This window comes from Herbaspirillum sp. CF444, assembly GCF_000282135.1.
GTDB lineage: Bacteria > Pseudomonadota > Gammaproteobacteria > Burkholderiales > Burkholderiaceae_D > Herbaspirillum.
Map to the genome: position 1 here is coordinate 16,530 of NZ_AKJW01000096.1, position 23,787 is coordinate 40,316.

Consider the following 23,787-nt stretch of genomic DNA (forward strand, 5'->3'; position numbering starts at 1 on the left):
GAGCCACGCTCGGTCATCTGAACGAAAAAAGCCGCCATCGCAGTACATGGCGGCTTGTCAGTCCGGGATTGCGTCCTATCTCGTGGCTGCCTTCATCGCGCCGGCGGCGACTCTTGATTTGCGGCTCAGATACAGCAGGATGCCAACGCTGACCAGGGACATCAACACGATCGGCAGCAACGCCATCGAATAACTTCCGGTGGCGTCCTTGACCCAGCCGTACACGTTGACCATCAGACCGCCGCCGATCAGATTCGATACGGCGTTGATGCCGGCCAGGCCGGCCGCGGCCGAACCAGTCGCCAGCCAGCTGGTCGCCATGGCCCAGAACGGCCCCTTGAAGGAATAGGCGCCGATCAGCACCAGGGACAGCAATACGACGACAGGAGCCAAACCATGCGTTGTCGACGCCAGTCCCATGCCGGCACCGATCAGCAACAGCGGAATGGCAGTGTGCCAGCGACGCTCGCCGGTACGGTCGGAGCGGCGTCCCCACCAGATCATCAACACCGAAGCGATTGCATAGGGAATCGAGTTGATCAGGCCGGTTTCCATCACGCTCAAACCGAAGGATTTGAGCAACTGGGGCTGCCAGACGTTCAATACGGAGCCGGCTGCGGAGGCGCAGGAACAAACGAGCGCCATGCCCCAGACCTGGGGCGTGCTGAACAGTTTCCACAGAGGGACATGCGTCTTGGCGGTCCGGGCAGCCGCTTCTTGGTGCATGGTCCGGGACAGCCATTCGCGCTGTTGCGCGCTCAACCAGGTCGCCTGTTCCGGCTTGTCCGTCAAATAGAAGAGACAAACAATGCCCAACAGCACGGTCGGCAGCCCCTCAACGACGAACAACCAGTGCCACCCGCGAATTCCCCACATGCCGTCCATCTGCAGCAACAGCGCCGAGATGGGCGATGCGACGAAGCTCGCTGCCGGAATGGCCACCATGAACAAGGCAACGATACGGGCCCGGTACGCAGAAGGAATCCAGTAAGTCAGGTACAGCACGACGCCGGGAAAAAAGCCCGCTTCAGCAGCACCCAGGACGAATCGAGCAAAATACAGCGAGTTCGGCCCCTGGACAAGGGCGGTGGAGGCCGATATGAAACCCCACGTAATCATGATGCGAGCCAGCCATTTGCGGGCGCCGAAACGCTGGAGCGCCAGATTGCTCGGGACTTCGAAGATGAAATAGGCGATGAAGAACAGGCTGCTGGCGAATCCGAACATCCTGGGCGAAAGCCCGATGTCCTGGTTCATCTGCAATGCCGCCATGCCGATGTTGCCGCGGTCGATGAATGCGAACAAATAACACACCATCAGAAACGGCAGCAGACGCCAGGTTACCTTCCGGACCGTCTCCCGCTCCAATCGCGTTGCGTCTGTAATTATTGTCTCCATGCGTTTTCTCTCTGGGAAAATCGGCCGCCATCTTTGCGATGGCCGGCCTTGTGATCATTATGAATCAAGCGAGCGCTTGTTCCGCCTCCAGGACCGCCAGCACGTTACTGGCCGCCCCCGTTCCCATGGCAACGTAGGCATTGTCGGAAACGCCGCCGATATGCGGACTCAGGATGACGTTGCTGACATGCTGCAGAGGATGCGGTATCGCAAACGGCTCTTTTTCGAAACTGTCCAGGCCGGCGGAACGCAGCTTGCCGCTGTTCAGGGCCTCGATCAGCGCCTTTTCGTCGATGAGGCCGCCGCGAGCGGTGTTGACCAGAATCGCGCCGTCTTTCATTCGCGCCAGCGACTGCGCATTGATCATGTGCTTATTTCCATCGGTCAGCGGGCAGTGCAAGGACAAGACATCGGATTGTGCGAAAACGGTGTCGAGGTCGACCAACTGCACGCCGTCGACAGCCTCTTTGGCATACGGGTCGTGTGCAATGACGTGCATGTCCATGGACAGTGCGGTCCGTGCAACCCGCTTGCCGATGGCGCCGAAGCCGATCAAACCGATGGTGCGGTCCTTGAGCTCCAGGCTCTTGTGGGTCGACTTGTCCCAGTGTCCCTGGCGCATGCGGCCATCGAGATGCGCCACGCTTTTGGCGCAACCCAAAATCAGCGCCCAGGTGTGCTCGGCCACGGCCGGCGCGTTTGCACCGACGGCCGCCTTGACGACGATGCCCCGTTCCTGCGCAGCCTTGCTGTCAATGGTGTCAATGCCGGTGCCGTGCTTGGAAATGACGCGCAACGACTTGTTGACGTCCATGACGCGGCTGGTGACGCCACCGTAACGGACGATGATTCCCATCGGCTGATACTGTTCGGAAAGCTTCAACATATCGTCTTCGCCAGGCTTGGCGCCGGCGAACACCAGCTCATAGTCACGCAAGATTTCAACTGCTTGCGGAGCCAGGTCGACGCCCGTCACCAGCACCACGCCTTTCTTGGCGGCGGCGCTCACAGGGATTCTCCTTCCTGCAGGACGCCTGCCTTGCGCAATGCGCCATCCAGCCAGCCCGGACGCAGCGGACCTCCCGTGCGGATTTCCGTGAGACGCCTGGTCTCGTCCTGCACCTTCTTTGCTGCAGCCGCAAGCAGCGTCGGCGCTTTCTCGCGCTCGACGACAACCACGCCATCCGCGTCGGCGACGATGAGATCGCCCGGCTGCACGCTGGTGCCGCCCACCGAAATCGGCCAGTTGACGCGACCAGGGATGTTCTTGGTCGGGCCATTGGGGTTGGCGCCGATGGCATACACCGGGAAACCGATTTCACGGATGGCTTCGATGTCACGCACGGAACCGTAGATAACGATGCCCGCCAGGCCGCTGGCCTTGCATTGCGAGACCATGATTTCGCCCATCAGGGCACTGGTTTCGTCGCCCTTGCCGTCGATGACCAGGACGTCGCCGGGCTTGGCGATTGCCATGGCCGCGTGAATCATCAGGTTGTCGCCGGGACGAACCTCGACCGTCAGGGCCGGGCCGGCAATGCGCATGCTCGGCGCCAATGGCGCGATGCGGCTGCACAGGGTGCCGCGGCGGCCGGCAACGTCAGCCAGGATGGAGGCGGCGAATTCCGATGCTTGCGCGACGACGTCGGCATCAACGCGCTCGATGTCGCGAATAAGGTCAGGCTTGATAGTGCTCATGATGCTCCTTTGACTAAAGTGGATGGTGGAAAAATGTCGTTACCCGGCGTGCGAATACATCGGCAAGCCGGCTACCGGCACCTCCGCACGGAGGATGGAAGCGGTTTCGGATTCGGTGATAAAGAGGCTCTTGCCGCCCGGGCCGCCGAACGCCAGGTTGGTCGTCGAGATACCGGCGTTGGAGCGGATGCGCAGCAGCGGTTCGGCGAATTTCGACAGGCGCCAGATGGAGCCGAAACCGGTATGTGCGATGTACAGGCAGCTGTCGGTATCGAGCGCCAGCCCGTCCGGACCAGCCATGCCGCCGTGTAAATTGGCGAACACGCCTACCTTGCCGACCACGCCCTTGTTGTGCAGGGGAATGCGCCAGATTTGCTGCGCGCGCGTCACGGCCACCAGCAGGTGATTCAGGGCCGGGTCGTAGACGATGCCGTTGGGACTGGGAATGGTATCGACCAGGCAGGTCAGTTCGCCGGACGGCGACAGGCGGTACACACGGCCGGTCGGGTCTTGCAGGCCGGTTTGTCCCTGGTCGGTGAAGTAGATTTCGCCTGACGGACCGAACACCAGGTCGTTGACGCCCTTGAAGCCTTCGGAGCCGACCGTTTCAAGCAACGGCGAGACCTCGCCTGTGTCTGCATCCAGTTGAACCAGGCCGCGCTTATAGTCGGTAATGACGATGCGTCCATCCTTGTCGATTTTCAATCCATTGGGCCAACCGTCGTATTCGGTGACCAGTTCCCACTCTCCTTCTTGTGAGATGCGGAAAATACGGCCATAGGGGATATCGGTGACATACAGGCGCCCCTGGCGATCGAACGACGGCCCCTCCAGGAAGGAGTCAAGCGGACGCCCACCGCGATTGGCATCGCCCCAGGAGTTCTTGCGAGGCTTGCGGAACTGGTCCGGCAGTCGCGTGAAAATCGTTGTTTCGACGGTTGGAGGCGGCGCAAAAAAACTCATGGTCCGGATTCCTTCGAAGTTACCGTTTTGCGCGCGACGGATCGCCGAGCGCAAGGGTGATGACCGCGCCCAGCAAGAGTGCGCCGGCGACAAAAATCAATGGGTAGGTGAAGCCTTGGGTTGCCTCTCTGATGAAGCCGATCATGGAAGGGCCGACGAAGCCGCCAAGGTTGCCGATGGAGACGATGAGCGCCAGGCCGCCCGCAGCCGCACGGCCCGTCAGGAAGCCCGAGGGAATAACCCAGAAGGTCGCCTGGAACGAGAGAATGGATGCCACCGCAACGGTAATGGCCAGCATCTTCAGCAACGGGTCATGCAGGAAAGCCGAGATGGCAATCGCCACCGCGGCAGCGACAATCGCGCCCGCCACATAGAACAGCCGGCGATCGCTCTTGTTCGCCAGCCTGGCCCACACGGTCATGCTGATGGCGCCGGCGATGTAGGGCACGGCGGCGACCAGGCCGACCTGGTGCGAAGGCAGGCCGAATTCCTTGATGATTTGCGGCAGCCACAAGCCGATGCCGAGCGAACCGATGATGCCGCAAAAGTTGGCCCCGGCCAGCGCGAAGACGCGCCAGTTGGTGAAGGCGTCGCGCAGCTTGTTGCCATGGCGAGCCGTCAACATGTTTTGCTCTGTCGCCAGCTCGCCCTCAAGCCATTGCTTTTCGCCCGGGGTGAGCCAGTTGGCCCTGGACGGACGGTCAGGCAGCAAGAACAAGCACATGACGCCCAGAACCACCGCCGGCAGCGCTTCCAGCAACAACAGGATTTGCCATCCCTTGAAGTCCCACATGCCGTGCAACTCCATCAGGGCGCCCGACATCGGCGATCCGATGATATTGGCGACCGGAATGCCAATCAGGAAAAAGGCCGTGGCTTTGCCGCGCCATTGCCCAGGGAACCACTGGGTGAAATACAGATAGATGCCCGGCGTGAAGCCGGCCTCCGCCATGCCCAGGAAGAATCGCGCGGCCGCGAAGCTCTTGGGGCCGACCACGAAAGCGGTCAGCATGGAAATCAGGCCCCAGGAAATCATGATCCGGGAAATCCACATCCGCGCGCCGAAGCGATGGAGCGCCAGATTGCTGGGGATCTCGAAGAAGAAGTAGCCGATGAAGAAGAGACCGGCGCCAAGGCCGAACTGGGATGGCGTGAGTCCCAGGTCCTTGTTCATGGTCAGGGCGGCGAAGCCCACATTGATGCGATCGAGATAGCTGACGACATAGCACAGCAGGATGAAAGGAATGAGGCGACGCATCACCTTCTTCATCGTCGCTTGCTCGCTCACTTGTTCGCCCATTTGTTCGCCCATTTGCTCCGACCCGGCCGTGCAGGCGTTGTGCGTCATTGGAATTTCTGGTGCCTGGTGCATGACATTCCCGTCAGAAGTGGTAGAGACGTGCCGGGTTGTCCACCAGCAGTGCGTTCAAGAGTTCGTCCGAGCCGGCCCATTCGGTCATCCGCTTGAACAGGAGCGCATCGTCCGGCTTGTGGTGCTCTGTCGGATGCGGCCAGTCGCTGCCCCATATGACTTGCGTCGGGGCTGCCTGGATAAGCGCACGCGCCAACGGAGCGACGTCGCTATAAGAAGGCGCGCCGGCCTTGCTGGCCAGATAAGCGCCGGAGAGCTTGATGCAGGCTTTCCCGGCCTTCATGAGGCCGGTGACGAACGCGTAGACGGGATGCGAGGTGCTGTCTTGCAGCGGAATGCGCGCGAAGTGGTCAAACACCACCGGCACGGGCAAGCGTGACAGCATGTCGCGATTGGCAAGCAGCTCGTCGTTGGACATGTTGACCTGCATATGCCAGCCCAGATGCGCAACGCGACGCGCCAATGGCTCGATCATGGCGGCGGTGGTCACCGAGCCTATCGCCAGGTTGAAACGCAAGCCTTTGATGCCGGCCTTGTCGAGTCGATTCAGCTCCGCATCGCTGACGTTGGCATCGACCACGGCCACCCCGCGGGCCGTCGCGCCCAACTGGACCAGCGCATCCAGACTGCAACGGTTGTCGATGCCGTAGGCAGACGGCGTGACGACTACGTTGCGGGTCGTGCCCAGCCGCTGCTGGATGTCGCGATACATGGCGACGGTGGCCGGCGGGTGCAGCAATTTTGCACCCGGCGCCCATGGAAAGCGGTCGTCATAGACATGCATGTGGCAATCGCATGCATGTGCGGGCAGCTTCGCGGTTACGCGTTCGCTGCCGGAGGAATGGGGGAACGAAGAATCCGCTGCCATAGCAGCAGGGACGCATGTTGCTGCCCCGATGCCCGCCGCCAATGCGCTTGCCCGGCGAAGGAAGTCGCGACGTGTTTGTGGTGCCCTCTGCATCTTTGTCTCCGTGTCGTTTCCACGCCGGTCATTGGGTGGATTCATTGTTTTGAGGGCAGTCTACGCGTCGGTTTTTTTAATGTATATTTGCTTTTATTTTGTATTCAATAACTTTCAGGAATGATTCGTGGACTTCCGGGACCTCAAGTATTTCGAAGTCATCGCCGAGGAAGGGCATGTAGGTCGTGCAGCGGAGCGACTCTATAAAACCCAGCCGGCGCTGACCAAATGCATCGACCGGCTTGAAGAACAACTGGGCGCGCCGTTGTTCGAGCGAGTAGGGCGTGGGATTCGCCTGACCACAGTCGGCCGGACCTTGCTTGCGCGTGCGCGTCAAATCAGTCTCATGATGGATGACACCGCCAGGGAAATCGGCGATTACGCCAATGGGCGGGATGGAAACATCCGGATCGGCTGTTCCCCGACGTTGGCGGAACATGTCCTGCCCGGCATCTGTGAAGAGTTACTTGCGGAGACGAACAACATCACCATCGACCTGAAGGTGTCGATGAATGATGCACTTCTGGAAGGCCTGAAGGCCGGCGAACTGGATATCGTTCTCGGACCGATGATTCAAGCCGACGGTATTTTCGAGACCGAGGAAGTCATGCAGGATAGGATGGTGGTGATGGCGAGCCCTCACCATCCGATTTTCAATCGGAAGAAGACATTGCGTACCTTGCTGGAATACCGCTGGGTACTGCCGGCGCAATCGGTCCTCAGCAGGCAATGGTTGGACAATGTCTTTGACCGTCACCATCTGCAGCGTCCCACCGTCCAGATAACTCCGACCGTACTCAACATGATTTTGCCGCTCATCGAGCGCACCAATTTGCTGGGCTTTGCCTCCAACCTGAATCTTGAGGCAGGACGCGGAAATCTGAAGGAGGTCGCGTTAAAAGAGACGACGATGTTGCGACGAATGGGACTGACCTATCGTCGCGACATGTACCTGTCGCCGGCGACGCAACGCCTGATCTCCATTGTCAAACGGAAGTACGGTGCCTAGGCAGGGTTGCCCAGGTCGCGCGGAAAGTCGATGAATACGGTTAGCCGGACGTAAAAAAACGGGAAGGGCGCCAGCCGCTTCCCGCTTTTCTTTGGCACGAATCGATCAGGCAGCCAGCGGCACCGCCAGCGACTTTTTGCGATACAGCACCAGCGTGGCGATCAGGCCGCAGACGGCGGCGAAGCTCATCCACAGGCCGGGCGCGGCCTTGTCGTGAGTGATTTCGATCAGGCCGGTGGCGATCGCCGGGGTGAAGCCGCCGAAGATCGCCGTCGCCAGGCTGTACGCCAGCGAGAAACCCGCGGTGCGCACATCGACCGGCATGACTTCCGTCAGCGCCACCACCATCGCACCGTTGTAGCTGGCGTAGAGGAAGGACAGCCACAGTTCCACAATCAGCATCTTGCTGAAGGTGGCGTCGCCGACCAGCCAGGTCATGGCCGGATAGGCGGTCAGGATCGTCAGCACGGTGAACACCAGCAGCAAAGGACGACGGCCGATACGGTCCGACAGCGTACCCATCACCGGCAACCAGATGAAGTTGGAAATGCCGACGCAGAAGGTCACGATCAGCGCGCTTTCGGTGCTCAGCTTGAGCACGTTCTTGCCGAAGGTCGGCGTGTAGACCGTGATCAGGTAGAACGACACGGTGGTCATCGACACCAGCATCATGCCGGCGACGACGAGTTTCCAGTTTTCCAGCATCGAGCGGAAGATTTCGGAGAGGCTGGGCTTGCGCTTGCGAGCCATGAATTCTTCGGTCTCTTGCAGCGAGCGGCGGATGACGAACAGCACCGGCACGATCAGGCAGCCGATGAAGAACGGGATGCGCCAGCCCCAGTCGCCGACCTGATCCTTGGTCAGCCAGATGTTCAGGCCGTAACCGATGGCTGCCGCCACGATGATGGCGACTTGCTGGCTGGCGGACTGCCAGCTCACATAGAAACCCTTGCGGCCAGGCGTCGCCATTTCGGCCAGATAGACCGATACGCCGCCCAGCTCGACACCGGCGGAGAAGCCTTGCAGCAAACGGCCGATCAGCACCAGCGCCGGCGCCAGCAGGCCGATGGTGGCATAGCCGGGAACGAAGGCGATCAGCATGGTGCCGACCGCCATCAGGGCCAGCGTCACGATCAGGCCTTGCCGGCGACCGACGCGGTCGACGTAAGCGCCGAGGATGATCGCGCCCAGCGGGCGCATCAGGAAGCCGGCGCCGAAGGTCATGAAAGTCAGCATCAGCGAGGCGAATTCATTGCCGCTGGGGAAAAATGCCTTCGAGATGTAGCTGGCGTAAAAGCCAAAGAGGAAAAAGTCGAACATTTCCATGAAATTGCCACTGGTGACGCGCAACACAGTGACGAACTTCGAGGACGAAGCTGTTGTTTGAGATGTCATGATTTGTCTCTCTACCCGAGGTGATCAGGTTATGTGTTTTCTGAACAATACGTGCGACGCGGATTTTTATTATTGAGCGTTGGCGGAGCGCAGTCTATCCCAACCAAAGCAAGCATAGCTTTCTAACAGCTTTCATGTTGCGTTTATTTTTGTACATTGCTATTTGGATATGGCAGGCAAGGCGTCCAGGCCACTTTTGTTAACTTCGGGGGCCGCTTCGGGCGAGGCCAGGAAGCGGATCAACTGCCGCGCTTCGTCGGGATGCTGCGCGCCTGTGGGGATGCCGGCGGCAAACACGGTGACGCTTTGCAGCGACTCGGGGATCTTGCCGGAAAAATCGGTGCCGGGCACCGGGAGCAGTTCGCTGACTTGCTGGAAGCCAAGCTCATAGTCGCCGTTGGCGACCATTCTGGCGACGGGAATCTTGGAAATCATCTTCGCCTTGCCTTTGACTTGTTCCTCGATGCCGAGTTTTTTGAACAGTTCGCGCTCAATGTAGACACCGCTGGCGCTGTCCGAATAGGCGATCGATTTTGCATGAAGCAAGGCTTGTTTCAACGCTTCAGGGGTGCTGATGTCCGGCTTGGCGCTACCGGCGCGCACGACCATGCCGATGCGCGAATTGGCCAGCTCGGTTCGGCTGGCGGGGATGACCTTGCCTTGTTTGATCAGGTCGTCGAGTGCGTAACCGACCATGATCACGACGTCGGCGGGTTCGCCGCGTTGGAGGCGATTGGGGATGGCTTCGGGTGACGTCCCCATGGAGGGGCCCCAGGCTGTCGACAAGGTATTGCCGGTGGCTTGTTCGAATTTGGGCGCAAGCGCTTTATATGCCGCGGTAAAACCACCCGAATTCATGACCTTGAGTTCTGCGGACCAGCCGCTTGCTGACAAAGTGCTGACAAAAATCGTCAGGCAGAAAATGAAAAATGTACGGTGCATGATGAGCATGAAGTTCTCTATCCCGGTTGAAGTGTTGTCTCTGGTCGTTATTTTTTTATGCAGCGTGCAGTGCAGCGCCGTGCCAGCGAATAGTGTTGAGTATCTCCGATTTTTCCAGATTTTTCAGGCTGGAGCAGGAGTCAAGAATGAAACAACTCCGCGTCGACATCGCCGATTTGCAGGCCATGGTGGCCGTGGTGGAGCGAGGAGGTTTGCGCGTTGCGGCGAGCGCCATCAAATGATCGCGGCCGGACTGGGCATCGCCGCCGTGCCGCATCTGGCGATGCCGACGCAGGGCGATTCACCCTTGAAAGCGATCCCGTTGGTAGAGCCGAAGGTTGAGCGCACGCTCGGACTGATCCGCAAGAAGGGCCGCAAGCTGTCTTCAAGCGCGCAACATCTTTATGACGCGCTCAAAAATAAACCGCCCAGACCTTTTCAGGCATAGGCGGCAAAAACACCACAGGGGAAGAACTCTTTTTATCGATGAATTGAGCTTCGTTCCGGAGCTCAATTCGGGCTTCGTCTGTCTCCTCGGCCTCGTTTAAATTGTCTGTTCAACTGGTCTTGGTCACCTTGCTCAGATGACGCGGCTTGTCCGGATCCATGCCGCGCGCCACCGCCAGTTGCGCGGCCATGACGTAGAAGGCCTGGATCGCCACGATGGGATCGAGGTCCGGCGTGACGGCGACCGGCAAGGTCAGGTCGCGTTCGGCGACGTCGTCCGGCGCGGCCAGCAAGACCTTGGCGCCGCGCTGGCGCATTTCCGTGGCCAGTTGCAGCATGCCGGCCTGGGTCGGGCCGCGCGTGGCGAACATCAGCAGCGGATAGCCTTCGTTGATCAAGGCCATCGGGCCGTGCTTGATTTCCGCGCCGCTGAATGCTTCGGCCTGGATGGCGGAGGTTTCCTTGAATTTCAATGCGGCTTCCAGCGCCAGCGGGAAACCGATGCCGCGACCGACCACCATGATGTTGCTCGCCGGCGCCAGTACCTCGACGGCCTTGCTCCAGTCGCTGTCGGCGGCGCGCTGCAGCGATTCCGGCAGGCTTTCCAGCGCGTGCAGGAAGCCGGCGTCGTCCTGCCAGTGGCCGGCGAACAAGGCGCCGGCAACCAGGCTGGCGATGAAACTCTTGGTCGCGGCGACGCTGAGCTCGGGACCGGCGCGCAGCGGGATCGACCATTCGGCAGCCTTGGCCAGCGGCGACCCGGCGTCGTTGACCAGCGCCAGCGTGGTGGCGCCGCCATCGCGGAAGTAGCGGATCGGTTCGATCACGTCGGGGCTTTGGCCCGACTGCGAGATGGCGATCGCCAGCCGGTCGCGGGCGATCAGCGGCGCCTTGTTGAGCGTCACCAGCGACATCGGCAGCGAGGCGACGATGTGGCCCAGGCGCGCCATGGTGAGATAGGCGCAATAGCCGGCGGCATGGTCGGAGCTGCCGCGCGCCACGGTGACGATGCCGGCCGGCGGCGCCGCGCGCAGCCAGCGGCCCAGTTCGGCATAGCGGCCGTGGTCCTGCGCGAGCTGGTCGGCCACATGGGTGCCGGCCGAGCGCGCCTCCTTAAGCATGAGCGAGGTCAATCTTTTCTCCTTCTACGTAGACTTCTTTTAATTTGAACTGGCGATCGAACACCAGGATGTCGGCAAAACAGCCGGGCTTGAGGCGGCCGCGTTCCTTGACGCCGAGATAGTCGGCCGGATAGGTCGAGGTGCGCAGCGAGGCTTCGGAGACGTCGAGACCCATGGCGATCAGGTTGCGCAGCGCCTGGTCCATGGTCAGCGTGCTGCCCGCCAGCGTGCCGTCGGCCAGGCGCACGCCGCCGGCGCACTTGTGCACGACCTGGCGGCCCAGCGTGTAGTCGCCGTCGGGCATGCCGGCGGCGGCGGTGGAGTCGGTCACGCAATACAGGCGCGGGATGGCGCGCAAGGCGGCGCGGATGGCGCCCGGATGCACGTGCAGCATGTCGGGAATCAGTTCGGCGTATTCGGCATGCGCCATGGCCGCCCCGGCCATGCCGGGTTCGCGATGGTGGAAGCCGCTCATGGCGTTGAACAGATGGGTGAAGCCGGCGGCGCCGTTCTTCAATGCGGCGACGCCATCGTCGTAGCTGCCCAGCGTATGGCCGATCTGCACCAGCATGCCGCCGGTGGTCAGCGTGCGCACCAGTTCCAGGTGGCCGTCGACTTCGGGGGCGATGGTGATCAGCTTGATCGGGGCAAAGCTGGCCAGCCAGTCGACTTGTTCCAGCGTGGCTTCGATGGCGAAGTCGGGTTGCGCGCCGAGCTTGCCGGGGTTGATGTAGGGGCCTTCCAGATGCACGCCGAGGATGCGCGCGCGGCCGCTACCTGGTTCGCGCTTGCGGCTGGCGCTGCCGATGGCCTTGAGCGCGACTTCCAGCTCTTCCAGCGGCGCCGTCATGGTGGTGGCGAGCAGGCTGGTGGTGCCGTGCCGTGCATGCAGGCGGGCGATCACGTCGACGGCGTCGCCGGCTTCCATGATGTCCTTGCCGCCGCCGCCGTGTACGTGCAGGTCGATGAAGCCGGGCAGGATGTAGTCGCCGTTGTTGGCGTGCGGCGAACCGTCGACCGGCTCATGGTCGAGCGGATGGCCGTCGATGTTGCAGATCAGGTCGCCGAAGCTGATGGCGCCGTTGATCCAGCCATGCGGCGTGAGGACGTTGCCGCGGACCTGGGTGATGGAGGACATGGATTTTCTCCGTTAAGAAAATGTCAGGCTCTTGCGCACCAGCAGCAAGGCGCCATCGGCGGAATCCGCCAGCGCCGGCGTGATGCGCAGCTGCAGCGCCGGTGAAAAATAATTCTGCAAAGCGCCGGCCAGACCGCCGCACAAAGCCAGCGGCAATTGCTTGTCGGGATCGAGCGTATCGGCCATCAGTTCGAGTTCTGCGGCGGCCTGCATCAGGATGTTGCGTGCAGCAGGATCATCGTCGGCATGCGCAATCACCAGCCGCGCCAGCCGGGCGAAGGCCGCCTGATCGGCTTGCGAGAGCCAGTCGAGGACAATATCGCGTTCAGCGCGTCCGGGCGTGTTGGTCGCGCCATCGGTCTCGCAAAACGCCACCGTCGCAGCCGACAGCGCGCCGTGTGGCGCGCGGCCGTCGACCACATGCTGGACGTGATTGATGGCGCGCAAGCCCATCCATGCGCCGCTGGCGTCGTCGCCGGACGGGAAGCCCCAGCCGTCGACCACGCGTTGGCTGCCGTCGGCGTATAAAGCCACGCCGATGGTGCCGGTGCCGACCGCGATGACGGCGCCGGCTTGCCCCTGATGCGCGCCGAGCAGGGTGGTGGTGGCGTCGTTGGCAAGTTGCAGCGCGCCGAACGCCGGCGCCTGTGCGCGGAAATCCTCCGCCCATTGCGCCACGTTGAAGCCGGCGATGCCTATGCCTGCGGCCACTCCGCTCAGCGGCGGCATGGCGACGCCGGCAATCGAGAAGGCTTTTTGCAGCGTCGTCAGGATCGCATCCCAGGCCGCCATTGCGCCGTTGCGCAGCGCCGAGCCGGGGCCGACCGCTTCGGCCAGCAGGCTGCCGTCGGCGCGGACCACGCGCACCAGCGTCTTGGTGCCGCCGCCGTCCACGCCGATCAGATAGTCGTACGCCTGCTCCATCCCTGGCTCCATTTGTTGAGCGATCAATGCTGTGTTTGCGGGCGCGACGACAGCAGGTTGCCCGGTTTCAGGCGGCGCAGCGCCTTGCCGTCGCTATCAAAGACGTGGAAGACACGACTGTCTGCGGACAGTGCTATGGTTTCGCCGATCTCCACATTGCGGTTGCCGTCGCCGCGCACCACGATGTCTTGCCCGCTGGTCAGCGTGACGTAGATGAAGTTGGCTTCGCCCAGGTGTTCCACCAGGTTGACCTTGCCGCTGAAACGTTCCGAGCCGGCTGCGGCGCTGTAGCCATCTTCCTGGATGTGTTCGGCGCGCAGGCCCAGCGTGACCTTGTCGCCCACCTTGGCGGCGCCCGGCGCGACGTCGACGCGTACCTGCTGGCCGCCGACGATGGCGATATGCAGGCAATTTTCACCCACGGCGGATACCAGGCCGGGCAGCAGGTTCATCTTCGGCGAGCCGATGAAGCCGGCCACGAACAGGTTCTGCGGATGCTGGTACAACTCCAGCGGCGTGCCGGCCTGCTGGATGTGGCCGTCGTGCATGACGACGATCTTGTCGCCCAGCGTCATCGCCTCGACCTGGTCGTGCGTGACGTAGACGATGGTGGCCGCCAGTTGCTTGTGCAGCTTGGCGATTTCGAGGCGGGTCTGCACGCGCAGGGCGGCGTCGAGGTTGGACAACGGTTCGTCGAACAGGAACAGCTTCGGCTTGCGCACGATGGCGCGGCCGATGGCGACGCGCTGGCGCTGGCCGCCGGACAGTTCGCGCGGCAGGCGTTCCAGCAAATGGTCGATCTTGAGGATGCCTGCGGCGTGGCGGATGCGCTCGTCGATGTCGGCCTTGTTGCTGCCGGCGATCTTGAGGCCGAAGGCCATGTTCTTGTACACGTTCATGTGCGGATAGAGCGCATAGCTCTGGAACACCATCGCAATGCCGCGCTTGGCCGGCGGCAGGTGATTGACGACTTCGCCGCCGATGGCCAGTTCGCCGCCGCTGATGTCTTCGAGGCCGCAGAGCATGCGCAGCAAGGTCGATTTGCCGCAACCGGAAGGGCCGACCAGCACGCAGAATTCGCCGTCGCGGATGTCGAGGTTCAGGCCGGCCAGCACGTCTTGCTTGCCGTCGTAGGATTTTTTCAGTTCTTTGATGCTTACGTTTGCCATGATTTGCCTTGTATGGATTTATTTCACTGCGCCGGCGGTCAGGCCGCGGATCAACTGGCGCGAGAACAGCATGTACAGAATCAGGATGGGAATGACCGCCATCGACAGCGCCGCCAGCACCGAATTCCAGTCGGTGGCGTACTGGCCGATGAATTGCTGCACGCCGAGCGTCACGGTCTTGGTCTGGTCGCCGGGCGCGAGGATCAGCGGAAACCACAGGTCGTTCCACGCCGGGATCATCGTGAATACCGCCACCGTCGCGATGGCCGGACGGATCAGCGGCAGGATCACCTGGAAGAAGATCTTGAATTCGCCGACGCCGTCGCAGCGCGCCGCATCTTTCAGCTCGGTCGGAATCTGGCGGATGAATTCGGACAGGATCATCACCGCCAGCGGCAGGCCTTGCGCCGTGTAGACCAGGATCAGCGCCGTGCGGGTGTTGATCAGGTCAAGCGCCACCACCAGTTGCAGGATGGAGACCGTGCCGAGGCGGATCGGGATCATGATGCCGATGGCCATGAACAAGGTCATCAGGCGGTTGCCGCGGAATTTGTATTCCGACAGCGCCCAGCCCGCCATCGCGCCGAACAGCACGATCAGCACCAGCGAGCCGAGCGTGACGATCAGGCTGTTGCCGAAGTAGAGCAGGAAGTTGGTGTTCGACAGCACCTTGTGAAAGCCGATCAGCGAGAAGGTTTCCACGCTGGGGAAGGCCAGCGGATTGTCGAAGATCGCCTGCCGCGACTTGACCGAGTTGATCAGGATCAGCGCGATCGGAAACAGCGCGATCACGGCATAGATGCACAGCACGATATGCACCCAGATGTGGCCGGCCGGGCCGAAGCTGCGCTGGATCAGCGAAGGGCCGCCTTTGGTGATGGCCTTGCTGCCATTGGCCGGGGCGATGGAAGAAGAAACGGAATTCATCGCGGTTCCTTAAAGCTCGTAACGGGTCAGCTTGCGCTGCACCAGATAAAAATACGTACCGACGCCGGCCAGGATCACCAGGAACATCAGCGTCGCCACGGCCGCGCCCATGGTCGGACTGCCGATCTGCGCCTGGTAGCCGAAGAAGGTGCGGTAGAAGAAGGTGCCCAGAAGATCGCTGGAATAATTCGGACCGGCCAGCGCGCCCTTGACCGAATAGATCAGGTCGAAGGCGTTGAAGTTGGCGACAAAGGTCAGGATGGTCACCAGCCCCAGCGTCGGCCAGATCAGCGGCAGCTTGATCTGCCAGAAGATGCGCATGGCGCTCGCGCCTTCGGCGTGGGCAGCTTCCAGGACCTCTTCCGGCACCGCCAGCAGGGCGGCGTAGATCAGCATCATCGGGATGCCGATGTATTGCCACACCGAGATCAGCGACAGCGTGAACAGGGCGGTGGATTCCTGGCCGAGGAAGGGCGCGAAATAGTCGCCCAGGCCGACCAGCGTCATGAGCTTTTCGCCGACGCCCCACAACGGCGAAATGATCAGTTGCCAGATGAAACCGATGATGACCACCGACAGCAGGGTCGGCAGGAAAATCAGCGTGCGGTAGGCGCGCGCGCCGCGCAGGCCCTTGAGGCTGAACAGCGTCGCCAGCAGCAGGCCGATGGGATTTTGCAGCAGCATGTGGATGCAGAAGAACTTGACGTTGTTCCACATGGCGTTCCAGAAGGCGGTCGACCAGTCGCTGTCGAACAGGATGGTGCGGTAATTGTCGAGGCCGACGAAGCTGTGCACGCCGGCGTCGTTGCTGGTGTAGAAACCCAGGCGCAGCGTGTCCAGCAAAGGCAGGGCGCTGAACATGGAATAGATGATGACCGCCGGCGCCAGGAAGACGACGATGTGCCACGGACGAGCTGTTTTCACTGAGACTCCGGACGAGAGAGGGCTGAGCAAGCATCGCTGCATCGATACTGCCGTTCAGTCAAGCTAAAAAATGTTCATCCCTGAGGGCAAACCTGCACTTTCGTCGTCCTGACGAAAGTCGGGACCCAGTGTCGTATCGGACGTCTTCACGACACTGGGTCCCGGCATTCGCCGGGACGACAGCGACAGGAAGGAATCGGCTTGACTGAACAGCATTACCGCTTCATCGATTCCTTTCAGCCCCCTTGTTGAGAGGATGCAATATCCATTCAGATTTATTGTTGCGGCTTGTACCACTTGGCGAAGCCGGTCTGGATCTTGGTTGCCGCATCCTTGGGCGTCATCTTGCCGTTCAGGACCTGGGCATTGACGTTCCACATTTCGTTTTCCATGCTCGGCGTGCCGCGGTTCAGGATCTGCGAGTTGACGCGGATGGTCGACGAGCAGGACTTGCGCCAGTCGATCATCTGCTTGGCGATCGGATCCTTGACCGAGATCAGGTGGTTCGACAGCGAGAAGAAGCCGGTGACCTTGTTGGTGTAGATGTCGGCGAATTCCTGCGAACCCAGCCATGCCAGGAACTTGTAGGCGTCCTCCTTGTTCTTGGACTTCTTGTTCACGCCCATGCCGATGTCGTTGTGGTCGGAGATGTAGCAGGTGTCGCCGGCCTTGGGCACGGGCGGCGGGAATGCGCCCAGTTCCAGCTTGGCGTTGGCATTGGCGTTGAAGTAGGCGATATCCCACGAACCGGCTGCATACACGGCGCCCTGGCCGAGCGCGAACATGTTCTGGCTGTCGCCGTAGGTCTGGGCCGAAGCGCCCTTGGAGAGATATTTGCCGAGTTTGGCTTCATATTCCCACGCTGCCAGGAATTGCGGATCGGTGAACTTGGCCTTGCCGGCGATCAGCGCCTTGCGGCCGGTTTCGCCCTTCCAGTAGTTGGGGCCGACGCCGGTGAACAGGACCTGATGCGCTTCCCACTGATCGGCGGTGCCGAGCACCAGCGGGGTGTACTTGCCGCCGGCCTTGACGGTTTCCAGCAGCTTGAGGAATTCGGCTTCGGTCTTCGGCGGCTGCAGGTTCAGTTCCTTGAAGATCTTCTGGTTGTACAGGAAGCCGTGCATCACGGAAGCGATCGGCATGCAGAAGGTGTCTTTGCCGTCATCGGTCTGCCACGCGACCTTGGACGATGCCGGGAAGGATTCCATGCCGGCCTTGCCGTCCAGTTTTTCCAGATGGCCCTTGTTATAGAGCGACAGCGAAACGTCGAACGGACGGCAGGCAACCAGGTCGCCCGCGGTGCCGCCGGCCAGACGCGCGGTCAGGCTGGAGTCGTATTCGGTCGGTGCGGTCGGCGAGAATTTGACGGTGATGCCGGGATTCTTTTTCTGGAAGGCCGGGATCAGGACGTTTTCCCACAGCGCCAGGTCGTCGACGCGCCAGCTTTCAATGGTCAGCGTGCCGGCCTGCGCATTGCCGCCTGCCAGTGCGAGCATCACGGCGCTGCTGAGGGTGGCGAGAGCGAGGGCTTTTTTTACGGTTTGCATCAAAGGTCTCCTAATGGTGTTTTTGCATTGATGGTGGGAGTTGGCCGCTCTGAGCTTCCGAACATTCCGCAATTGCAGAGCCAGCGACGCGACAGTAGCACCGGAGAAAATGTGATGCGAGCATTTCGGATTACAGTGGAAAATACTTCGTAAGTATTTGATTTGATTGTGGAATGGTGAAAATGGCAACGTCGGCGGATTACATATATTTACAGAGCGGCAAAGTGATTTTCAGGCTTTGCCAATGACGGTGCGCCATCGGGCTCTGTAAGGCGGGGCGGTGCGTAAACAGGAAACTAAATAAAACATTACATTTCTTTACAAAACGTGAATTCAATTAATGTTCTTATCGCCGGGTGACAATGACTTGCGCTATAGTCACACGCGCTTTGGAGGCGCTCAAAATACAATGATAAAAATGACAAGGCTCATGACGGGAGAGGCGAAGCTGCAGGCGTGCAGACGTGCGGGCGTGCTGGCGCTGGCATTGTTGTCGCCGTCTGTTTTTGCTGCGCCCCCCGCTGCGACCGTGAATGTCAATGCAAGTCCTTCTACCGGCGCTTTTGCCGGACCCTCGCTGCAAGTGCTGCACTGGTGGACATCCGCCGGCGAACGCAAGGCCGTCGGCGTGCTCATCAATAAACTGGCCGAGCAGAACATCCAGTGGCGCGACTTCGCCATTCCGGGCGGCGCCGGCATCGGCGCCGGCAAGGTGTTGAAAAGCATGGTGCTGGCGGGGCGCGCGCCGGAAGTGACGCAACTCAACGGCGTGATCTTCGGCGAATGGGCCGACCTCGGTCTGCTGCTGGAGCTCGATACCGTCGCCACGCAGGGCAACTGGCAAAAGCTGCTGTTTCCGACGGCGTGGTCGCTGCTGAACAATCATGGCCATGTCGTCGCGGCACCGCTGGGGATACACCGCATCAACAATCTCTATTACAACATCGCGATTTTCAACCGGCTCGGACTGCGCCCGCCGCACAGCTGGGACGAGTTCGAACAGGTCGTCGCCAAATTGAAGCAGGCCGGCATCACGCCGCTGGCGCAGAGCAGCGAGTCGTGGCAGGTGGCGACCTTGTTCGAGACGCTGGTGCTGGCCGAAAGCGGGCCGGCCTATTACCGGGAGCTGTTCGTCGACCTCAGTCCGCGCGCCTTCGCCGATGCGCGCCTGCTGCATGCGTTGAAGCGTTTGCGCAACCTCAAACAGGCCATGCAGCAGCCCGTGCGCGAACGGCCCTGGACCGAGGTGGCGCATCAGCTGGCGGATGGCGACGCCGCCATGTTCATCATGGGCGACTGGGCCAAAGGGGATTTCAATGCCTGGGGACTGGGCGCCGACCAGCAATTCGGTTGCATCGCCGTGCCGGGTACGGCCGACTATCATTTATATAGCATCGACACGCTGGCGATGTTCGCCGACGACTATTCGCATCAGCCGGCGCAGGAAGTGCTGGCGCAAATTGCGATGTCGCCGTCGGTGCAATCCGACTACAATAAATTCAAGGGAGCGATCCCCGTGTGGCGTTCGCCGGACATCGGCAAGATGGACAGCTGTTCGCTCAATTCGTGGAAGACGTTCAGCAAGGGGGCGGCGTTCCAGGCGCCGAGCCTGGTGCATCGGATGGCGACCGACGAAACCACCAAGGACGCCATCGTCGCCGAACTGCGGCGATTCTTTGTCGACGACCAGATTCCCGAAGCCGAGGTGCAGCGCAGGCTGGCTTCCATCGCGCGGGCGCTGTCGCGGACCGGCAAAGTGGAGTAGGTGGTTGGAACCAGCACGCTAGTCAGCCAAGTTAAGCAAACGAGCAACAATGACCCGCAAAATCCTCATCGTCGACGACGACCAGAAAACCCGGACTCTCCTGAAAACCTATCTGGAGAAGAACCAGTATGAAGTGCGCCTGGCGCACAACGGGGAAGCTTTCCTGGCGGAGTTCCAGCGCTACGCCGACGAGTTGTCGCTGGTGATCCTCGACGTCATGCTGCCGGACACCGACGGCTTCGCATTATGCAAGATCGTGCGGCGCAAGTCGAACGTGCCGATCATCATGCTGACCGCCAGCTCGGACGAAACTGACCGCGTGGTCGGCCTGGAGCTCGGCGCCGACGACTACATCGCCAAACCTTACAGCCCGCGCGAGCTGCTGGCGCGCATCAAGGCCATCCATCGCCGCACCGGCATCGACAACGCCGCCGCGCCGCGTTTCTATCGCTTCGTCGGCTTTACGCTCGATACCGTGGAGCGCACCTTGCTCGACAGCGCCGGGCAGGTGGTGGCGCTCACGGGCATGGATTACCAGTTGCTGAAGTATTTCGTCGAACATCCCGGCGACGTGCTGGACCGCAACGTGCTCAGCGAAGAAACGCGCGGGCGCGACTCCGGCCCGCTGGACCGTTCGCTCGACGTGCAGATCAGCAAACTGCGGCTGCGCCTGAACGACGGCGGCAAGCAGCCGCACCTGATCAAGACGGTGCGCGGCGCCGGCTATGTGTTTTCGGCCGACGTGACGGCGGCCTCGGTCTGACCATGTCCGGCATTCCACCTTCTGCAGCTCCTGTGCCGGGTGCGCCGCGCAAGCTGTTGCGTCGCCAGTATTTTCCCGGCATGGCGCGCGTGCTCGACTGGCTGCTGCCGAATTCCCTGCTGGGGCGCTTGTCGGTGGTGATGATCTTCGGCGTGTTGGTGACGCAACTGGCCGGCGGCCTGATCTGGGCGGCGCAGCTGCGCACCAAGTCCGAGGCGGAAACCCGCATCGCCGCGCAGCATCTGGCACACAGCGCTTCGGGGGCGATCCGGTATTTCATGAGCCTGCCATCCAATTACCGGCCCATCATGATCCAGCAGTTGCGCGAAATGGGCGGCACGCGTTTCTTCGTCAACGCCAATACCGCGCTGGTGCCGATCCAGCCGATTGCACGCAATTCGCTGGCCGACATTGCCGTCGAGTCCGCGGAAGAGGCGCTGAAATCCGATTTGCCGTTTTTGCCGGAATTCCGCCTGGCGTTCGCCTGGCCGGACAACCTGCCGGTGTCCGACGACGGCCTGAAGATCGGCGACCTGCCCGACAGCTGGGTGCAGCACATCCTGCTGATCAAGCCGAACCCGGCGCCGGTGCTGGTGATCCAGACACAGATCGAATCCGGCAAGTGGCTCTACCTGGCGGCGCTGATGCCCAATCCGTATTTCCTCGACAGCAGCAATCCCTTGTCGCTGGATCGCGTGGTCTTGCAGGGCCTGTCGCTGGCGGCGATTTTGCTGCTGAGCATTCTGGTGGTGCGCTGGACCACGCGTCCGCTGGCGGCGCTGTCGGATGCCGCCGAAGCCTTCGGCAAGGGCGAGACCGTGCCGGAGTTGCCGGAGACCGGCAGCCGCGAATTCGTCAAGACCGCGCGCGCCTTCAGCGGCATGCGCGAACGCATCAAGCGCTACCTGGAAGACCGCGAGCGCCTGTTCGTATCGATTTCGCATGACTTGCGCACGCCGATCACGCGCCTCAAATTGCGCACCGAATTGCTCGACGATGACGACCTGCGTACCGAATTCCACGACGATCTCGACGAACTCGACATGATGGTCAAGGGCGCGCTGCAATCGGTCAAAGACAGCGACATCCACGAAAATCGCACCGAAGTCCGGCTCGACGCGCTGGTGGCGCGGATGATCCGTGATGCCAGCATGGCGGGGCATGAAGTGGCCTTCGAGCCGTCCGGCGTCAGCGTCATGGCCAAGCCGCTGGCCTTGAAGCGCGCCATCGGCAACCTGTTCGACAATGCGCTGTTCTACGGACAGAAGGTGGAAATCGCGATCCGGCAGTCGCAGGCGGTCAATGGCGACATGGTCGAAATCGAGATCCGCGACCATGGTCCCGGCGTGCCGGAAGAGGCCATGGAAAGCCTGTTCCAGCCTTACCTGCGGCTGGAGCACGGGCGCAATCTCAACAGCGGCGGCATGGGCCTGGGCCTGGGCATTTCGCGCAACATCGTGCAGGCGCACGGCGGCGAACTGTTGTTGCGCAATCATCCGCAGGGCGGGCTCATTGCGACCATCATTCTTCCGGCAAGGTGAACGTTCCGTGCCGTTATTGAGAACGTTTCGCGAATCCCCGTGAAGAAATGCCAATAGAGGTCTACAATGCTGGCTAATTGACATCATCCCATTTTGTATCGCATGGACCAGAGCGCACGCACCGAACACTTACAGGAAAGGCATCTAGAGCGGCACAGGGATCATGCCGTCATTTTGTTGCATGGGCTGTGCGGCTCGAGTCTTGAACTTGGCACCATCCCCAAGGCGCTGAAAAAGGCCAATTGCACCGTCGTCGAAATGCAGATCCCCAATTATTCCGCAGCGCTGACCGATCACACGGTCACGCCGAACTGGATGGATTGGTGCGCGATGGTCGAGAGCAAGATCGTCAAGCTCAAGGAAGAACACAAGACCGTCTCGCTGTGCGGCCTGAGCATGGGCGCCACGCTGGCGCTGGCGGTGGCGAGCTTCAGCCGCGAAATCCTGAGCGTGGTGCTGTTGTCGCCGGTCCTGAAGTACGACGGCTGGTCGATTCCGTGGTACCACCGCTGGATGAACCTGCCGTACATGCTGGGATACCGCAACTGGACTTACAAGGAAAGCGATCCCTACGGCATCAAGAACTTCGAAATGCGTCGTCGCGTGGCCAACGCCCTGAAAAAAGACGGCGTGGCGGCGGTCGGTGCGGCGGCGATCCCCGCGCGCCACTTGTGGGCGGCGCAAAAGTTGATGGCGTACGTGCGCCAATCCTTGCCGCTGGTGCGCGCCAGCACGCTGGTGATCCATTCCATCGACGACGAGACCGCGGCGCCGCGCAACGCCGAAATGATCCTGGAAAACATCAAGTCGGAAGTCCGCAAGGTCATCTGGCTGGGTGATTGTTACCACATCATCACCGTCGACAACGAGCGCGAGATCGTCACCAACGAAACCGTGCAGTTCATCAAGCGCAACATCGAAATGCACAGCAACGACATTTCGCTCAAATATCTCCTGCACAATTCGCCGTTGAAAGACCGCAGATCGGTATCCGCATCATGACGATGATGAAGAGGGAGCTTATCGTGAATTTCATCAAATTGAGAAATGCGAAGCGGTGGAAAGCGGTGAATCTCAACCCTACGCTGGTGTGCACCTTCGGCTTTATGGTTGCGTTCGGCTTGCGTTACGTCTTGAGTCCGGTCGTCGACGAGTCCATGTCGATGCTGTTTTTTGCCCTCAACTGCATCGTCATGAGCTATCTGTTCGGCTATGTGCAGTCGCTGATCTTGCTCATCATCAGTATTCCAACGGCGCTGTTCTTCTTTCGCAAGCCGTATTTCATGATGGATGGACTGGGCAACAAGGATGTATTCCTGATCGTGGTGTACGGCACGATCGTCATGCTGGCGTCGGTCATCATCGAATGGCTGCAGCGCGAACGCTATTCGGCCGTGTTGCAGCAACGCGTATCGGAAACGCGCTACCAGATGCTGATCGAATCGGATCAGGCGCGCCGTGCAGAATATGCGGAGCATTTCGCCGCGGTAAGCAAGCGCCAAAGCGAAGAAGCCAAGGCAACAAGCGCCGGTGCCGCGTTGCCGTAAGATCGCCAACAGGTCCCGGGGCCTGTGTTATCGCAGGTGGATAAAGCAGGGCAATACGTGCCGAGATACGAGCCGAGATGCGAGCCGCAACGGATCGCATCATTGATCAGGCAATAGTTTCCAAGATTAGAACTCATTTCACAAATAGGCGTGAGTGCGAGCTTGCCCTGTTTGGGATGAAGTGCAAGGCGCGAATCGGGGTCAAGACTGGGCGTCTTGACCCCGATTCGTAACGC

22 protein-coding genes are annotated in these 23,787 nt (G+C 61.0%); 7 read left to right on the forward strand and 15 right to left on the reverse strand.

Going from position 1 to position 23,787, the window contains the following annotated elements:
* Positions 1–75 precede the first annotated feature (75 nt).
* The 6 genes from PMI16_RS21735 to PMI16_RS21760 form a co-directional block, all read right to left on the reverse strand.
* Positions 76–1,398 carry an MFS transporter gene (locus PMI16_RS21735; RefSeq protein WP_007883632.1) on the reverse strand — a complete coding sequence of 441 codons (1,323 nt, stop codon included), beginning with the start codon at positions 1,396–1,398 and terminating at the stop codon, positions 76–78.
* Positions 1,399–1,462: 64 nt separating this feature from the next.
* The gene (locus PMI16_RS21740; RefSeq protein ID WP_007883633.1) at positions 1,463–2,407 is read right to left on the reverse strand and encodes a hydroxyacid dehydrogenase; all 945 of its coding nucleotides are present in this window, start codon (positions 2,405–2,407) and stop codon (positions 1,463–1,465) included.
* Positions 2,404–3,096 carry a diguanylate cyclase gene (locus PMI16_RS21745; protein ID WP_007883634.1) on the reverse strand — a complete coding sequence of 231 codons (693 nt, stop codon included), beginning with the start codon at positions 3,094–3,096 and terminating at the stop codon, positions 2,404–2,406. Before PMI16_RS21745 ends, PMI16_RS21740 begins: the two co-directional genes overlap by 4 nt.
* A gap of 39 nt (positions 3,097–3,135) precedes the next feature.
* A complete protein-coding gene (locus PMI16_RS21750; RefSeq protein WP_007883635.1) occupies positions 3,136–4,059 on the reverse strand; it encodes an SMP-30/gluconolactonase/LRE family protein in 924 nt (307 codons plus the stop codon).
* A 19-nt stretch (positions 4,060–4,078) separates the two neighbouring features.
* On the reverse strand, positions 4,079–5,407 hold the full coding sequence (locus PMI16_RS21755; RefSeq protein ID WP_034381796.1) for an MFS transporter: 1,329 nt from the start codon (positions 5,405–5,407) through the stop codon (positions 4,079–4,081).
* Positions 5,408–5,441: 34 nt separating this feature from the next.
* Positions 5,442–6,392 (reverse strand): amidohydrolase family protein, encoded by a 951-nt coding sequence (locus tag PMI16_RS21760; RefSeq protein ID WP_034381799.1) that lies wholly within the window; start codon positions 6,390–6,392, stop codon positions 5,442–5,444.
* 127 nt (positions 6,393–6,519) lie between these two features.
* On the opposite strand from PMI16_RS21760, the gene PMI16_RS21765 reads away from it, so the two are divergent.
* The gene (locus PMI16_RS21765) at positions 6,520–7,401 is read left to right on the forward strand and encodes a LysR family transcriptional regulator (protein WP_007883640.1); all 882 of its coding nucleotides are present in this window, start codon (positions 6,520–6,522) and stop codon (positions 7,399–7,401) included.
* Positions 7,402–7,506: 105 nt separating this feature from the next.
* Here the strand turns inward: PMI16_RS21765 and PMI16_RS21770 are convergent, their stop codons facing one another.
* Positions 7,507–8,796 carry an MFS transporter gene (locus tag PMI16_RS21770; protein ID WP_007883642.1) on the reverse strand — a complete coding sequence of 430 codons (1,290 nt, stop codon included), beginning with the start codon at positions 8,794–8,796 and terminating at the stop codon, positions 7,507–7,509.
* Between the two features lie 159 nt (positions 8,797–8,955).
* On the reverse strand, positions 8,956–9,747 hold the full coding sequence (locus tag PMI16_RS21775) for a substrate-binding domain-containing protein (RefSeq protein WP_007883644.1): 792 nt from the start codon (positions 9,745–9,747) through the stop codon (positions 8,956–8,958).
* Between the two features lie 229 nt (positions 9,748–9,976).
* Here PMI16_RS21775 and PMI16_RS26100 point away from each other — a divergent pair, with 229 nt between their 5' ends.
* Entirely contained in the window at positions 9,977–10,186 is a 210-nt protein-coding gene (locus PMI16_RS26100; RefSeq protein WP_007883648.1) for a LysR substrate-binding domain-containing protein, read from the forward strand.
* A 109-nt stretch (positions 10,187–10,295) separates the two neighbouring features.
* Here PMI16_RS26100 and PMI16_RS21785 read toward each other — a convergent pair whose 3' ends face one another.
* From PMI16_RS21785 to PMI16_RS21815, 7 genes are all read right to left on the reverse strand, one after another.
* On the reverse strand, positions 10,296–11,306 hold the full coding sequence (locus PMI16_RS21785) for an SIS domain-containing protein (RefSeq protein WP_034381822.1): 1,011 nt from the start codon (positions 11,304–11,306) through the stop codon (positions 10,296–10,298).
* Positions 11,299–12,444, reverse strand: coding sequence for an N-acetylglucosamine-6-phosphate deacetylase (gene nagA / locus PMI16_RS21790; RefSeq protein WP_007883650.1), 1,146 nt, complete (start codon positions 12,442–12,444; stop codon positions 11,299–11,301). Before nagA ends, PMI16_RS21785 begins: the two co-directional genes overlap by 8 nt.
* A gap of 12 nt (positions 12,445–12,456) precedes the next feature.
* Positions 12,457–13,368, reverse strand: a complete 912-nt coding sequence (locus tag PMI16_RS21795) for a BadF/BadG/BcrA/BcrD ATPase family protein (protein WP_007883651.1) — start codon at positions 13,366–13,368, stop codon at positions 12,457–12,459.
* 23 nt (positions 13,369–13,391) lie between these two features.
* Entirely contained in the window at positions 13,392–14,537 is a 1,146-nt protein-coding gene (locus tag PMI16_RS21800; protein ID WP_007883653.1) for an ABC transporter ATP-binding protein, read from the reverse strand.
* Positions 14,538–14,555: 18 nt separating this feature from the next.
* Positions 14,556–15,464, reverse strand: a complete 909-nt coding sequence (locus PMI16_RS21805; protein WP_007883654.1) for a carbohydrate ABC transporter permease — start codon at positions 15,462–15,464, stop codon at positions 14,556–14,558.
* A 9-nt stretch (positions 15,465–15,473) separates the two neighbouring features.
* Positions 15,474–16,388: a carbohydrate ABC transporter permease gene (locus tag PMI16_RS21810; protein ID WP_007883655.1), complete on the reverse strand. Its 915-nt coding sequence runs from the start codon at positions 16,386–16,388 to the stop codon at positions 15,474–15,476.
* A 275-nt stretch (positions 16,389–16,663) separates the two neighbouring features.
* A complete protein-coding gene (locus PMI16_RS21815) occupies positions 16,664–17,935 on the reverse strand; it encodes an ABC transporter substrate-binding protein (RefSeq protein WP_007883656.1) in 1,272 nt (423 codons plus the stop codon).
* 418 nt (positions 17,936–18,353) lie between these two features.
* Here PMI16_RS21815 and PMI16_RS21820 point away from each other — a divergent pair, with 418 nt between their 5' ends.
* The 5 genes from PMI16_RS21820 (at position 18,354) to PMI16_RS21840 (ending at position 23,551) form a co-directional block, all read left to right on the forward strand.
* The gene (locus tag PMI16_RS21820) at positions 18,354–19,700 is read left to right on the forward strand and encodes an ABC transporter substrate-binding protein (protein ID WP_443134902.1); all 1,347 of its coding nucleotides are present in this window, start codon (positions 18,354–18,356) and stop codon (positions 19,698–19,700) included.
* Positions 19,701–19,749: 49 nt separating this feature from the next.
* On the forward strand, positions 19,750–20,463 hold the full coding sequence (locus tag PMI16_RS21825; protein WP_007883659.1) for a response regulator: 714 nt from the start codon (positions 19,750–19,752) through the stop codon (positions 20,461–20,463).
* A gap of 2 nt (positions 20,464–20,465) precedes the next feature.
* On the forward strand, positions 20,466–22,004 hold the full coding sequence (locus tag PMI16_RS21830; protein WP_007883661.1) for an ATP-binding protein: 1,539 nt from the start codon (positions 20,466–20,468) through the stop codon (positions 22,002–22,004).
* A 102-nt stretch (positions 22,005–22,106) separates the two neighbouring features.
* On the forward strand, positions 22,107–23,006 hold the full coding sequence (locus PMI16_RS21835) for an alpha/beta hydrolase (protein WP_007883663.1): 900 nt from the start codon (positions 22,107–22,109) through the stop codon (positions 23,004–23,006).
* Positions 23,003–23,551, forward strand: a complete 549-nt coding sequence (locus PMI16_RS21840) for a DUF4118 domain-containing protein (protein WP_007883665.1) — start codon at positions 23,003–23,005, stop codon at positions 23,549–23,551. Before PMI16_RS21835 ends, PMI16_RS21840 begins: the two co-directional genes overlap by 4 nt.
* Positions 23,552–23,787 lie beyond the last annotated feature (236 nt).